General features: G+C 65.5%; 15 protein-coding genes. 13 read left to right on the top strand and 2 right to left on the bottom strand.

All coding sequences use genetic code 11. From position 1 onward, the window contains the following. Positions 1-5 precede the first annotated feature (5 nt). Genes ACWCRD_RS39230 through ACWCRD_RS39210 form a run of 5 tightly spaced genes read left to right on the top strand, consistent with a single transcriptional unit; the run spans position 6 to position 3,512 of the window. Positions 6-326: a hypothetical protein gene (locus tag ACWCRD_RS39230; protein ID WP_389078773.1), complete on the top strand. Its 321-nt coding sequence runs from the start codon at positions 6-8 to the stop codon at positions 324-326. Further along, positions 326-1,588, top strand: coding sequence for a tropomyosin (locus tag ACWCRD_RS39225; RefSeq protein WP_389078771.1), 1,263 nt, complete (start codon positions 326-328; stop codon positions 1,586-1,588). Before ACWCRD_RS39230 ends, ACWCRD_RS39225 begins: the two co-directional genes overlap by 1 nt. A gap of 23 nt (positions 1,589-1,611) precedes the next feature. After that, positions 1,612-2,322: a hypothetical protein gene (locus ACWCRD_RS39220; RefSeq protein ID WP_450970464.1), complete on the top strand. Its 711-nt coding sequence runs from the start codon at positions 1,612-1,614 to the stop codon at positions 2,320-2,322. 15 nt (positions 2,323-2,337) lie between these two features. After that, entirely contained in the window at positions 2,338-2,964 is a 627-nt protein-coding gene (locus ACWCRD_RS39215; protein WP_450970463.1) for a hypothetical protein, read from the top strand. Then, complete coding sequence (locus ACWCRD_RS39210) at positions 2,961-3,512, top strand: hypothetical protein (protein ID WP_389078764.1); 552 nt, start codon at positions 2,961-2,963, stop codon at positions 3,510-3,512. The genes ACWCRD_RS39215 and ACWCRD_RS39210 overlap by 4 nt, the downstream gene beginning before the upstream one ends. A gap of 66 nt (positions 3,513-3,578) precedes the next feature. Here the strand turns inward: ACWCRD_RS39210 and ACWCRD_RS39205 are convergent, their stop codons facing one another. Further along, positions 3,579-3,986, bottom strand: coding sequence for an ATP-binding protein (locus tag ACWCRD_RS39205; protein ID WP_450970462.1), 408 nt, complete (start codon positions 3,984-3,986; stop codon positions 3,579-3,581). Between the two features lie 234 nt (positions 3,987-4,220). Between ACWCRD_RS39205 and ACWCRD_RS39200 the strand changes: the two genes are divergently transcribed. Next, positions 4,221-5,072, top strand: coding sequence for a helix-turn-helix domain-containing protein (locus tag ACWCRD_RS39200; RefSeq protein ID WP_450970461.1), 852 nt, complete (start codon positions 4,221-4,223; stop codon positions 5,070-5,072). An 8-nt stretch (positions 5,073-5,080) separates the two neighbouring features. Next, positions 5,081-5,290, top strand: a complete 210-nt coding sequence (locus ACWCRD_RS39195; protein WP_450970460.1) for a DUF397 domain-containing protein — start codon at positions 5,081-5,083, stop codon at positions 5,288-5,290. 51 nt (positions 5,291-5,341) lie between these two features. Here the strand turns inward: ACWCRD_RS39195 and ACWCRD_RS39190 are convergent, their stop codons facing one another. After that, entirely contained in the window at positions 5,342-5,872 is a 531-nt protein-coding gene (locus ACWCRD_RS39190; protein ID WP_450970459.1) for an SUKH-4 family immunity protein, read from the bottom strand. Positions 5,873-6,563: 691 nt separating this feature from the next. Here ACWCRD_RS39190 and ACWCRD_RS39185 point away from each other — a divergent pair. The 6 genes from ACWCRD_RS39185 (at position 6,564) to ACWCRD_RS39160 (ending at position 12,170) form a co-directional block, all read left to right on the top strand. After that, complete coding sequence (locus tag ACWCRD_RS39185) at positions 6,564-7,262, top strand: hypothetical protein (RefSeq protein ID WP_450970458.1); 699 nt, start codon at positions 6,564-6,566, stop codon at positions 7,260-7,262. Positions 7,263-7,270: 8 nt separating this feature from the next. After that, positions 7,271-8,461 carry a S8 family peptidase gene (locus tag ACWCRD_RS39180; protein ID WP_450970457.1) on the top strand — a complete coding sequence of 397 codons (1,191 nt, stop codon included), beginning with the start codon at positions 7,271-7,273 and terminating at the stop codon, positions 8,459-8,461. 335 nt (positions 8,462-8,796) lie between these two features. After that, on the top strand, positions 8,797-9,177 hold the full coding sequence (locus ACWCRD_RS39175; protein ID WP_450970456.1) for a hypothetical protein: 381 nt from the start codon (positions 8,797-8,799) through the stop codon (positions 9,175-9,177). After that, complete coding sequence (locus ACWCRD_RS39170; protein WP_450970455.1) at positions 9,174-10,199, top strand: WXG100 family type VII secretion target; 1,026 nt, start codon at positions 9,174-9,176, stop codon at positions 10,197-10,199. Before ACWCRD_RS39175 ends, ACWCRD_RS39170 begins: the two co-directional genes overlap by 4 nt. After that, a complete protein-coding gene (locus ACWCRD_RS39165; protein WP_450970454.1) occupies positions 10,196-10,900 on the top strand; it encodes a hypothetical protein in 705 nt (234 codons plus the stop codon). Before ACWCRD_RS39170 ends, ACWCRD_RS39165 begins: the two co-directional genes overlap by 4 nt. 565 nt (positions 10,901-11,465) lie before the next feature. Next, entirely contained in the window at positions 11,466-12,170 is a 705-nt protein-coding gene (locus ACWCRD_RS39160; protein WP_450970453.1) for a hypothetical protein, read from the top strand. Positions 12,171-12,770: the final 600 nt, after the last annotated feature.

The following is a 12,770-nucleotide window of genomic DNA, read 5'->3' as shown; positions in this document are numbered from 1 at the left end:
GGCCCATGGGGGACCACTTTAAGACAGACATCGGGCAACTCGAACAGTTCCTGATGGATCTGGAGAGATGCGTCAACGAGTTGAACGAGGCCCGGTCTGCCCTGGACCACGTGCGTGCCGACCAGATCGGCACTGCCCGGCTCGACGAGGCCTGTGACAAGTTCCAGGATGAGTGGAAGTACGGGGCTGACAAGACTAAGAAAATGATCGACGCGATTAAAGAGGGCGTGAAGTCCAACAAGAAGGGTTACGAAGAGGTCGAGGAGGCCTTGGAGAAGGTCCTGAAGCAGATCGCGAGCGAGAGCACCACAGGGGGCGGTAAGTAATGGCAACAAACCCGTACCCCAACATCGGATGGAACCCCGTGCCGGGCGTCCCCGAAGAGGTCACGAAGTTGCAGCAGAAGGTGGCTGCAGCCGCGACGGCGCTGGAGAACACGCATCGGCAGCTGACGAAGCTCACCGGCGAGAGTAGCTACTGGGAAGGCGACGCGGCGGAGAAGTTCCGCGAGTCCCTCGATGGCGACCTGCCGAAGTACATCAAGGATGCTGCCTCCTCCCTGCGCAGTGCCGCAACCCAACTGCACAAATGGGAAGGCCACCTCACCTCCAACCGAGAGTTGGCGAAGAAGTACGACGAAGCGGCGGCCGAGAAGAAGGCCGCGGCCGACAAGGCCAAGAGCGCGTACGACCAGGCGGCCCAGCACCCGGACCTGAAGCTCGCGGGCCAGACCTTCCCCTCGCAGGAGGAGGCCGACGCCGCGACCGCTCGGCTCCGCTCCGCGGAGCGGGAGTTGAACGCGGCGAGCACGGCCCTCACCAAGGCCAACAATGAGTACGAGTCGCTCAACCGCAAGGTCACTGAGCTGGAGACTGAGCACGCCAGCGATGCTGAAACCATCGCCAAGGCTTTGGAGGGCTCGGCGAAGAAGGCTCCGGACGAGCCGGGCTTCTGGGACAAGGTCGGCGACATCCTCCAGTCGGTCGGCGACTTCTTGCTGGAGAATGCCGGCACGATTGGGGCCATTGCCGGGCTGCTCGCTCTCTTTCCGACTCCGCTTGCCCCGCTGTTCGCTGGCATTGCGCTTGCCGCCAGCGCGGCGGACATGGCCAAAAACTTCTCTGATCGGGACTTCCGAGACGCTTTTCTCCCTTGGGGCGACAAGTTCGGCTGGAACAAGGACACTCTCTCCGCCTGGGCCTCCTTCGGTGGGGATGCCATTGGTCTTGTGCCGGGCGGTAGGGCGCTGAGCGGTGCGGCCCGAGGTATCCGCGGTGGGCTCGCTGACGCAGCAGAGATGGGCGTCAGCGTCACGAGCCGCGAGGTCGGCACCGAGTTCGTGCGGGAAGTGGGCCACGTGCTGCGCACGGCTCCGACAACCGCCGCGGCAGATGCGTGGCAGGCAGCTGGCGAGAGTGCCGCAGGCTCGGCAAAACTCATGACCGACCTCAGCGTTAATGGCCTCAGCGTCGCTGCGAACTTCATGCCTGACGAGGGCACGGCGGGCAATGTAGCCACTGGCATCAACGTCGGAGGCGGAGTCTGGGCCGGGCAGGACATCGTGCGATCCCTCCTGGCGGCAAGGTAGCTGAACCGAGAGGTGAACGAAGGATGACTACGACCGCCGCCCTATCGCGCTCGGCCGTGAGCGGTGCTGCAGAACCTGTTTTCTGGTACGGAATTCCGCACGGCTACGCGAAACTGGAGCTCGAACCGCCGCGTGAGCGTATCGAGGAACTAGTCCGGGAACTGAACAAGCTGCCCCCAGAACAGCGGGCGCAAGCCTCGCAAGCCCTTCAGTTTTATGCGGGGATGGTCACCGCGCTCAATGCGCAGAACGTGCATATGTGCGCGGTCGGTTATCACCCAGATGACGACGGCACCATCGTGACGTCCACTCTCACAATCTCCACTGTCTCGACGTCGGGTCACAGCGCAAAGCTGGTGATCGCCGGTCTTGCTGGGACAGCCGCTGACGACCCGGACTCCGGGATGCGCCCCCTTGAACTGCCATGCGGTCTTGGCTATCTCGCAGAGGAGAAGAAGCGCACCGTCGCGCCTGGCAGAGACCCCGACAGCCCTGAGGGTCCCTTGCGTGGCGACGTGTGGCAGGGAACGGTCGCTGTCGCCGGCTCGGGCACGCCCGACATCATCTTGGTTCAGCTGGTGACACCTGCTCTCCATCTTGCGGACGTGTACCGGGACATCCTTCTTGGGGTTGCCCGTACGTTGACGTTCACTGACCCGACAAAATCAGCGTCCGACCCCGACGAGCCGCGAGCGGGCTCAGCCGAGGCGGCCATGCGTAACGACTTCGGATAAGGACGGAGCCCGTTCATGGACAATCCGCCCAAGGTGCCCGATATTGCGCAGGTCCTCAAACACAACCGCACGCTCCTGTATCGGCACATCGCGACGCGCCTAGCGCTTGCCCTGGTCCTGTTTGCCGTCCCGTTGGTAGCTCATCTGGTCGGCTGGGACGCTGCTTTGCCTGTGTTCGGTGTCCCTGCTGGCGTGTTGGTGCTGATCTTCCTCGCTCTCCGACTGGGCCACGGGGCGCGAATCAAAGTGTGTGAGAAGGTGCTGCACACCTACCCCCTCGAGTACCGAACCCGGGTGTCCAAGAAGGACACGGAGTGGAAGTACCTCGGAGATGTGCACACGGTCCGGCTGTCGGTGCGCGGGCAGCACGGCGCTCCTTCTCTTCGTGCGATCAACGCCTCAACGGTGCGCCGCTGGCCGAAAGAGGCCGAGGAGGGCGGTGCCTGGTTCGCCGGTGACCTGGCCTTTGGCGGCGTCATGATCGTGCCGGGCAGCAACGACATGCTCTTCGTGCAGCCCGCGGACTGGGAGAAGTACGAGCAGGAGCGCGCCCAAGCCGACCCGCAGCGCAGGGCTCTTGCCGAACAGGCCGGTATCTCCAGGCTGTTGGAGAAGGAGCCGAGGATCTTGGTTCACGGATGATGCGCGTCTTCGGCTGGGTGTGCGGTGCCGTCCTCGCCCTGGTGACCGCGTTCTGGTGCGTCAACGCGACAGCCGACCTCGCCCTGTCCGTAGGAGCCTACGGCACCCCAGGCACGTACAAGGTGGACGACTGCGTCAACACCAGCAACAGCCGTAGGCACTCCAACTACGACTGCTACGGGCACTTCACGCCGGACGGCGGCACTGCTGGCGACGCCGTCTACGTGCACCTCAAAGACACCGGGCACGACTACCCGGACGGCACCAAGTTCGACGCACGGCAGGGAGTGGAGCCAGACACGATTCAGCGGGTCGGGTTCTGGGGCGTCGTGGGCGAGCTGTGGCAGGTCTCGATCTGCGTGGCCGTCCTTGGCTGCCTTGCGTACCAAGCGTTCAAGCCACGTGGAGCGTCCCGGCGCCGGGAATCCCATACCCGGCAGCGCTCGCGGCGCCAGCGGGCGGCCGACTGGATGGTCTACGTCGTCTCGGTCGCGATCCCCATGGGCATCCTGAGCTGGATCGCCATGCTCGCGGAGCCGACCCCGTAAAAGGTCGGCCACGTTGATCGTCTGCCCGGGCCGGATGGTTGGCTGCCACCAGCCTGGCCACGCGACTTACGCGGCGGCGACCTCGCACCATACGTATTTTCCTCGGTTGCCGTTTCTGGTCAGCGGCTGCCAGCCCCATACGTCGGAGCAGGCACGGACCATTGCAAGGCCGCGGCCTCGCTCTGAGTCGACCAAGTCGCTCAGGTTCGACGGGGGTTCGGGCGGCTCGGGGTCGGCGTCCCAGGCACCGATGCGTAGCACTCCGTTGCGCCACCGCAGGCGCAGGGCGGCCGGACCTTTGGTGTGTAGTACGGCGTTGGCGGTCAGCTCCGTCGCGAGAAGTTCGGCGATGTCTACGCAGTGGATCAAGCCGTGCATGGTGAGGATCAGTCGGACGGTGCGGCGGCAGACGGTGACGGCCCGTGGGTCGTTCGGGATGTACAGGGAGTACTCCCAGGGTTCGGTTTCGGGCATGCGGCAACTCCGGTTCGATGGTGGGGTTTTCGGAGATCTGCGGGTGGCGAGCGGTGGCATTGCCGCAGCCGTCATGGCAGGACGGAGCGGTGCGCTTCCGGCAGTCCCGGGTGCCGCAGAGTGTGCGTCGCGTCACCGACAGTAGGGTCCAATGTTGGAACACGGCAAGCCGTTGCCGTAATCTGAGCCCGAACGAGGCACTGGCCCCAGGCAGTTGGGGGCGAGGAGGAAGTGATGGCGCGCAGGAAACAGCCCACAGCGCGGCAGGCACGGCTGGGTGCCGAACTGCTGAAACTGCGCGAGGCGGCAGGGCTCAAGGGCCGTGAGGCGGCCGCGTTGCTCGGAACCGACGCAGCTCGGCTAAGTCAGATCGAGTCTGGCGTCGGTGGAGTGAGTGAGGACACGGTGCGTCGCCTTGCGGCCAACTACTCCTGCTCTGACGTCGAGCTGATCGCTGCTCTGGTGGCCATGGCAACCGATAGGTCGCGAGGCTGGTGGGAGGAGTATCGAGGCAAGCTCCCCAACGCGTTCTTGGACCTTGCCGAGCTGGAAAACCATTGCACATATCGGTTGGATGTGGAGTTCTTGCACGTCCCCGGCCTTTTTCAGACAGAGGACTACGCCCGCGCCGTCTTCTCGTACCGAGTCCCCGAACTACCCGATGACGACCTTGAGCGGAGGGTGCGCCATCGGATGGCGCGCAAGGTGATTATCGAGGATCCGGCCCCTGTCCCGTACGAAGCCGTGATTCACGAAGCGGCTCTGCGCATTAGGGTCGGTGACCGTACCGCAACACGGGCTCAACTCGCCCGCATCCTCGAACTGTCCGAAGCGGACCACATCACGGTGCGGGCCATCTCCTTCGACCTGGACGGCTTCGCCGGGGCCACAAACTCAATGATGTACGTTGGAGGCGTCGTACCGAAGCTGGATACGGCGGTACGCGACGCGCCGCAGGGCGCCGGCTTCATCGACTCTGAAGCTCAGCTCGGCGCTTTTCGAACGCTCTTCCGTAAGGTGGAGGCTGTGTCGCTTGACCCCGAGAGGTCGCGTGACTTCATCCACAGGCTGGCGAAGGAGCTGTGAGACGCGCTGTGACCACCCCCGACAACTGGCGGAAGTCGTCGTACTCAGGCAGCGGCGACGGCAACAACTGCGTAGAGATAGCGAACCTCCACCCCCGAGTCGCGATACGCGACTCAAAGGCCGCGACATGGGGCACGCTCTCCTTCCCGGTCGGAGCCTTCGCGGCGTTCATCAGCGACCTCAAAGCCAACCCCGGTCGTGACCTCCAAGGTCCGTAGCGTGCTGAGGGCCGGGATTCCAGGCTGGCCGCCTGCCGATCCGCCCAGGGCTCAGCCGACCTGCTCGTAAACCATCGACCACCAGCTGTCCGGCTGCGCGAACGCATACCGGTCGCGGGCACGGAGGTAATCCACGAGCTTATCGGTGTACGGGCCGCGGTCTTGTGGCGCGGCGCGCTCCAGGTGCTTGGAGCGCAGTGCGAAGCGGTACAGGAATTCGACGAGGTCGGCAATGGTCCGGTTAACGATCTCGGCCTGTGGTTCCTCCCCGAAGGACATGAGAATCACGTAGCCGCGCTCCATGTCGAGGCAGTACCGCATCGCGGGGTCGTCGATCGGGCCGCCCAGCACGAGGATGCGTGTCTCCTCGCCGCCGGCAGCCACCGGCACCACGGTGAAGGGATCAGGGCCCTCCTCGGCGGTGTCGAGGGTGAACAGGACGTCAACGTACTTGGGCACTCCGACGTCGCACAGCACCTCGGCGTCAGCCTCGGACAGCCCGCGCTCCTCGGTGGCGGAACGGTCAAGCGTGACCGCGTGGCCAGCGCCGAACAGCTCCGTCATCTCGTCATGGGTGGCCATGCGTCCTCTTGATCCCTTTTCGTCATGCACTCGTCCGGCTGGGGCCGGCCATTTCCAGGGTGCGCCGGCGGTTCAGGGGGCGAGACCGGCTCGACGCAGCAGTTTCAGCCAGTCGTCGTACTCCACCAGCTCGTTGTCGACCAGCGCGAGCCGCGCGTACTCCGGAGACGCTCAACCAAGCCCTTCAATCAGATCGTTATCTGAGCTCCACAGGCAGGGCAAGCCTTGCGTCTGCGAAGGTCATAAGCTGTCGTGAGATTCGCGGGGGCGCCGGAAGGTGCGCGAGTGGCTGTAGTTGTGCCTCGCAGCAACCTGGGGTGCGGGTCAGTTGAGATGCGGGCTCTGTCGCTAAAGGGCCGGACCACCCATCGTGCTCCCTCGCAGATTGACCTGTGAGAGGGAGCTCATGTCTTACCCGACGCCGCCGGGAAGCGGCAATCCGTATGGGCAGCCGCCCCCGCAGAGTGCTTGGCAGCCGCAACCGCAACATCCCCCGCAGTGGCAAGGGCAGGCACCCGTGCCTCGCATGCCTGGGGCACGCCCAGGGGTGGCTCCGGGGACTGTTCCGGGCCACCCGGGGCCGCCTCAGTATGGTGCGCCCTATCTACCTGGGAACCCTGTGCCCGGGGTGCCGGTGCCCCCCGCAACTGGGGGTGGCGCTGCTCGAAAGGTCATAGGAAGTCTGCTCGGGGTGTTCGGAGTGCTCGGCATGCTCGGTGGCGGCGCGCTCGCGGCTCACGCGTACAGCAACAGCCGACAGTCGATACCCAACTCCGCTTACGGCGCAGTGGTGTGGCGCAACGAGCCAGCCGAGAAGGTCTTCCCGGCGACCATCGGCGATCCGCCCAACTACACGTACAAGGCGTCGGACAAGAAGATCGCGCAGTGGAGTCGGATGGGCATCTCCCAGGACACCTCCTGCGCCAAGGGACTGAGCGGCAAGACCAAGGAGACCGCGAAACGGCTCGGCTGCCAGGCCGTGCTGCGCGCGACGTACGTCGATCTCACCGGGGAGATGGTCGCCACCGTCGCGATCATCGTGCTGCCCACCGGTACGACCGGCGCCCAGAAGATGGGCGAGTATCTCGCTGGCCAGGAGCACGAGGACGTCCCCGACGCCGCAGTGGTGCCGCTCTCGGTGCCTGGCACGCTCGCGGCGAAGTGGCAGGAAAACCGGCGCAACGGCATGGGCGGATACGGCCTGGGAGACGACACGTTTCCGTACGCCGTCGCCGTCACGACCGGCGCGGTCGACGGCCGTACGTCGGGCAACCTGCCCGGTGACTTCGGCAGCTACGCCGCAGACGACGAGGACAAGCTCCCGTGGATGGACGCGGCCCATGCCCTCAGCGAGATGGTCTACAACAACATCGGGAAGCTGGAGAAGTGAGCCCTGCAGTGAAGTTCCGGATCCTACGCGCCACCTGCACTGCGGTCGCTCTCACCGGTCTGCTCTGCACGCTGGCCACCGCGCAGGCGCAGGCGGCCACGCCGGTCGGATGGGAAGGTACCGCCCTCGGCTTGCCCGCGGCACAACAGATGAGCCAGGGCGAGGGAGTGACGGTCGCGGTCCTCGACAGCGGTGTCTACGCGAACCATCCCGCCCTGAAGGGCAAAGTCACCACCGGACCCGACTACCGCAAGGACGGGTTGAAGGAGGGCGACCCGAAGTGGGGAGGGCACGGGACCGCCATGGCCTCGGACGTCCTCAAGGTGGCCCCGAAAGCCAAGATCCTCTCGGTGCGCGTCATTGACGACAAGCATGAGGAGGAACGCAGCCAGAAGGAGCTGGAGAAGTCCCGAAAGGGCAACCCGATCGCCGAGGGCATCGAGTACGCGGTTCAGCACGGCGCCAACGTGATCTCCATGTCGCTCGGCAGTGAGGACATGTTCGGCTCCTACGACAAGGACGAGGCCGCCGCTCTGGCCCATGCCGCTCGCGAGGGTGTGACGGTCCTCGCTTCGGCCGGCAATGCGGGCGACGTCCTCAACGCGGTGTCGTACCCGGCCGGTTACCCGGGTGTGATCGCGGTGGCCGCCACCCAGCAGAATGGCAGGCGCGCCGAGTTCTCCACCGTGCACACCTACAACGACGTGGCCGCGCCCGGCATCGCCATCATCAGCGCGTCGAACACCGGCGGCTACAGGCCGGTCGACGGAACCTCGCCGGCCTGCGCGCTCGCCGCCGGCGTCGTGGCGCTCATGTACGCGAAGAACCCGAAGCTGACCCCGGCCCAGGTGAACGACGTCCTGATCGCCACCACCCACCGTCCCGCGGGTGGCGGCAGCGCTGTGCTCGGCTACGGCCTGATCAACGCGGCCGCCGCTGTCAAGTCCGCCGCCTCGCCCCCCAAGGACATGACGGGGTCGGTGGCTTACAAGGGCAAGGAGCACCTGGCGACTCCAGACGGCACACCGAAGACCAAGCACGTGCCAATGGAGCAGAGCCTGTGGATGACGGGCCTGGTTGCTGCCGGAGTGGGGCTGATGTTTCTGCTCGGCGGTGTACTCCTGGCACTGTCCGGCCGGCGCAAGGCCTCGGCGGGAGCGGTCGGCATGGTGCAGCCTCAGGGGTCCTTCCCAGGCTGATTCTTCGGCGGGTGGCAGAAAGCTCCTGTTTGGCTGGAAGCCATTTTGGCCTTCCGTTCAGCGGGGGCTTTCGCTTCCTTGGCCGATGAGCCACGCGTGGTGGGCTCGGTTTGGCCGCAAGCGGTGCCGGAGATCAAGCTCATCTGTCATACGGCGACTTCGGTGTTGGTCGGCACGAGCAGGGCTCGAAGGGTCGTGGGTGGATACCGACACCGACGGACCGAACTTGGTAAAGATCCGCCTATAGTTCAGGTGTGTGAAGGCGTGTTTACGGCCGCCCGAGCGGCGGCGAGCAGCTTGTTTGCCCCCTTCTGGGAGGAACGGCCAGAGCCCCGATGCCGACGGACGTTGCAGAGATCATCAGTACGATGATGTGCCGGTTCCGCGATCAGGGAGAAGCTGTGGGGGATGAAGGATTTCGGGTCCATCCGGATGCGCTGAAGTCGTACGACAAGGTCATCCAGGAGCAGGCTGAGCAGATCGAGCGGATCTGGCCGAAGCTGGCGGCGGTGCCGCTCTCGTCGGACGACTTCGGCAAACTGCCGAACGCGCACAACCTTTACCAGGCCTACCACGAGCACGTGGAGGCCGAGCAGCACAATTTCGCCGACCTGCTCGAGATCCTGCGCGGCACCGGTGAGGGTCTCCAGAACTCGGCGACGAACTACGAGAGCCAGGACCATCACATCGACGCTTCGTTCGGAGGCGGACAGTGAGTGGCGGCACTTTCCAACAGGTCGGCGACGCGTACAAGTGGACGCGGGACTTCGTCGACGAGCCGTTGATCCCACTGCCCGAGATCAACAATCCCGTTGCGGACGGCCTGGACGCAGGTCTGGACAGTGCCGTCAAGTGGGCGCTGGACTCCAGCGGTTTGATGGGCATGCTGGAGGAGGTCACCGGCAACCTCTCCGGACTCACTGCGGCCGCCCACGAGTGGCAGACTCAGGCGAAGGCGATGCGGGCGGTCAGCACTGCTCTGCGTGAGGGCGGCGGCACACTCGCCGGGCAATGGGAAGGCGCGGCGTCGAACGCGTTCGGCCGGCACATGGGCCAAGTGGTCGAGGCCATCGACGGCACCGCCAAGGACATGGACGAGATCGCACAGATCATCAGCCAGGCGGCTGCGGCCTGCCAGCTCGCCGAGAACATGATCATCGAGATCATCCGGGAGGCGATCGAGGCGTTGCTCATCTCGCTCGCTGCGATGGTCGTGGTCGATATCCTGACTGTCGGCCTCGCGACCGTTGCCGACGCTCTCGTGGCGGATGCTGAGATCACCAGGTTCATCGAACGGGTGGCAAAGGTCTCAGCCGACCTGGCGGAGAAGCTGGACAAGCTGATGGAGAAGGTCCGCGAGCTCAGGAAGGCCGGCAAGTCCTTCAGCGAGATCAAGAAGAGCTTCAAGGAAGCCCGGGCGCTGGCCAAGGAGGTGCGAACGATCGGCAAGTTCCGCAACACGGCCAAGACCACCAAGAACCTGCTCATGTCCCCGTCGATGGACAACCTCGGGGAGTTCGCTGCCGCCAGGGGCGTCAAGGCCGTAATCGGCGCCGAGAAGGGCATCTTCTCAGGGGGCGTCGGAGTGGTGATCGGTGCCGACGGCCCGATGAGCCCGGTCACGGACGGGCTGAGTAAAGACCCTGCCATCGATGCCGTGGCCGGTCAGCTCGACGGCCGCAAGAACGAGACTCCGTACCGTGTGCCGAAGACGCGGATCGAGGAGGACTTCGGGTGAGCGCTGGCCAGTACGGCCCGACACAGGCCATCTTCGAACCACGCCTGTTCGGCGGCGGCTCCCACGTGCCGTTGATTGCGCCGTGGCTGCAGCCGCACGAGCGTCTGCTCGGGATCGTCGAAGTGAGGCTGAGCGATGTGATCCGCCGCTCCCTACCCCGCAAGGTACGGCCGGGCAAGCAGTGGACGGGCATGCTCGGCGCGGTGGAGGGCGCCACCGAAGTTGCCGCCTCGGTCGGAGATGCTTTCGAGGATTTCGACTTCGGCATCATCCGCAGGATCCGACGCACCGTGCGCGGGGCCGGTCTCAAGGGCGGATGGCAGAGCGTGGCCGGCCAGTTCGTGATCGCTGTGCGCACCGGACCCGACCCCTCGCGCAGCGGCTACGACAACGAACGGGCGCTGATGGTCTTCACCGATCGCAGGATCCTTCTGATGCGCACGGTTTCCATCCCTAACAAGAAGGTGCCACTGTTCGGCAAGGTCCCGCCCGGAGAGAAGCTGAGCAGGAAGGAGGCCAGGTGCTTGGGAGAGCTCCTGCCAGGACAGCTCCGGAGCGTCGCCATCCGGCACAATTGGCTCTCGAACCGCGTGGACCTGCACTTCGCCGACGGCTCCCTGGCTGCGCTCGAGTTGTCTGAGAAGGATGCCCAAGCTCTGGAGGCGCTGAGCCAGGGGATCGCCCCCTCTCCGCGATCCTGACGCGCCAGCAGAACCATGGCGCGCTCTGGGGCATCCTCCGGCCAGCGGCAACTTGAGCCGCACGCTAAACAGCACAACGTGTGAGGTGCGCCGCCGGGCGAGGCGCAGCGTGGAGACCGAAGAAAGGGTGTCCCGGTGATCGAGTCGCTCAATCCGTTCGGGATCACCTTCTCTTCCCACCGAGACGAAACGGTGTGGGAGGTCCGCGGGGAGGGCGCGAGCGTACCCGTGGCTCGGGTGCGCCGTCCCGGTCCGCCGAGGCGAAGGGCCCGTGTGAGGTCTACGCCGGACTGCGACTGGACCAGCTCCTGGAGCTTGTGAGGGCCCACGACGTAGCGTGCCTCGACGGGCGGTATGTGCGGCGGCCGTAAGGCCACCATGGCACAAGGCCAGTTGCCGTAGCTGACGCGTATCGGGCTCAACGGGCTGTGTACGCCGTACAGAGTTTCGACAGGTGTACCTTGCTGCCTCGATTGAGAAGGCCACCGCGGAAGGCTAGGTCAACGACGGCGGGAGAGGCGCAGCCCCACACGTTGGCGGCGGCCTCGACGGATAGGCTCGGGTCATGGGCATGATCCGCAGGCTGCTGGGCGTGACGACCGACGACATCGAACGGCTGCGTGGGCAGCGTCTCGCCGAGCACGCAGCCCGCGTGTCGGCGTTCCTCGTACCCGGTGAAACCCTCGTCGGCACCGCCCAGGCCGACCTGGTCGCCGTCCCCACGCCCACGGACCGGCTCATCCCCCGCCTGCCGCCACCCGCAGTCGCGCCGGCCGAGCAGGCCGGAACATCGGGTCTCGCCCGTGCCGCGGGCTGGGCGTACCTGGCCGCGCACCCATTCCAGGCTGCCGGAGAGGTCCTCACGGACGCGCTCTCGGATGCCCTCTGGTATGTGCCTGGCAAGGTCATCGATCACCTGGCCGTCGAGCGGCGCGTCGACTGGTCCACCACTGCGGCCCGGCTGATCCTGCTGACCCACGCGGTGCAGCAACTGGAGGGCTACAGCAGCGGCTTCGTCGTAGCGGCGACGGACCGCAGGCATCTGCTCTTTGGCCATGCGCACAACAGACGTGATCCGTTGTATCCGCTGCTCCAGTACGCCCCCGGTGAGATCGTGTCCGTGCGGGTCGTCCCTACCGAGCGCAGCGCGAAGGGCAAAGCGGAGCCGCACGTCGCCCTGGTCTTTCGTGACGGGTCGTCAGTCACCGCGGCTCCAGACGCCATCGCGGGTGCGCGTTTCGCCGAGTTGCTGTCGCGTCCAATGGACTGAGCGGGGGCGGGACGCATGAGTGGCTGAGCATCGCGGGCGACCTTGAGAAGAACGTCGGCGAAGTTCGTTGTCCGGCCTGTTTGTAGTTCCCTCGAAGCACCAAGTCCTGTGGGAAGAACGATCGAGTCCTGAGAATGACGAGAGACGAAGCCGTCGAGGTGGCCCGTGTCCACCTGCGGGAGAGTTACGGAGACGGTCCGCCGACCATCGTGATGCATCCGGAACTCACGGTCGAGCACGACATGGCGTGGGCCGTGCGGTTTGTCGGGAACATCTCGACACCGGCGATATCACCCAGGCGCCGATGGTGCGGATGGTCGTCGTGTTCAAGGACGGTTCTTTCGTGGGATTCCCTCCTTCCGCCTACACCACTGAACAGTCGAAGACTTGGCTGGCCACGGGGCAGCGGCCCAGGAAGCCCTTCTGAGCCCATGGACGATCCAACAACGCAGGCCGCGAACTGGTTGCGACGGACTTACCGCGGAATTGTGGAACCTTCCGGTTCAGGCCCGGTCGCCGGCAGGCCGCAGTCATGGATCTTCGGTTGCCGTGCGCTGCCGGTGCCGCTCATGGTTGAAGGGGGGGGGCAGGCCGCGAACG

The organism is Streptomyces sp. NPDC002092, assembly GCF_053593775.1.
Note: the sequence above shows the minus strand (reverse complement) of the source record. Positions and strands in the feature narration are given on the sequence as shown.

Coding starts and splice junctions, on each gene's coding strand:
- ACWCRD_RS39190 (WP_450970459.1), bottom strand. CDS start 5,872: ATGGCCACCCATGACGAGATGACGGAGCTGTTCGGCGCTGGCCACGCG.
- ACWCRD_RS39210 (WP_389078764.1), top strand. CDS start 2,961: ATGATGCGCGTCTTCGGCTGGGTGTGCGGTGCCGTCCTCGCCCTGGTG.
- ACWCRD_RS39160 (WP_450970453.1), top strand. CDS start 11,466: ATGGGCATGATCCGCAGGCTGCTGGGCGTGACGACCGACGACATCGAA.
- ACWCRD_RS39205 (WP_450970462.1), bottom strand. CDS start 3,986: ATGCCCGAAACCGAACCCTGGGAGTACTCCCTGTACATCCCGAACGAC.
- ACWCRD_RS39215 (WP_450970463.1), top strand. CDS start 2,338: ATGGACAATCCGCCCAAGGTGCCCGATATTGCGCAGGTCCTCAAACAC.
- ACWCRD_RS39200 (WP_450970461.1), top strand. CDS start 4,221: ATGGCGCGCAGGAAACAGCCCACAGCGCGGCAGGCACGGCTGGGTGCC.
- ACWCRD_RS39225 (WP_389078771.1), top strand. CDS start 326: ATGGCAACAAACCCGTACCCCAACATCGGATGGAACCCCGTGCCGGGC.
- ACWCRD_RS39230 (WP_389078773.1), top strand. CDS start 6: ATGGGGGACCACTTTAAGACAGACATCGGGCAACTCGAACAGTTCCTG.
- ACWCRD_RS39175 (WP_450970456.1), top strand. CDS start 8,797: ATGCCGACGGACGTTGCAGAGATCATCAGTACGATGATGTGCCGGTTC.
- ACWCRD_RS39220 (WP_450970464.1), top strand. CDS start 1,612: ATGACTACGACCGCCGCCCTATCGCGCTCGGCCGTGAGCGGTGCTGCA.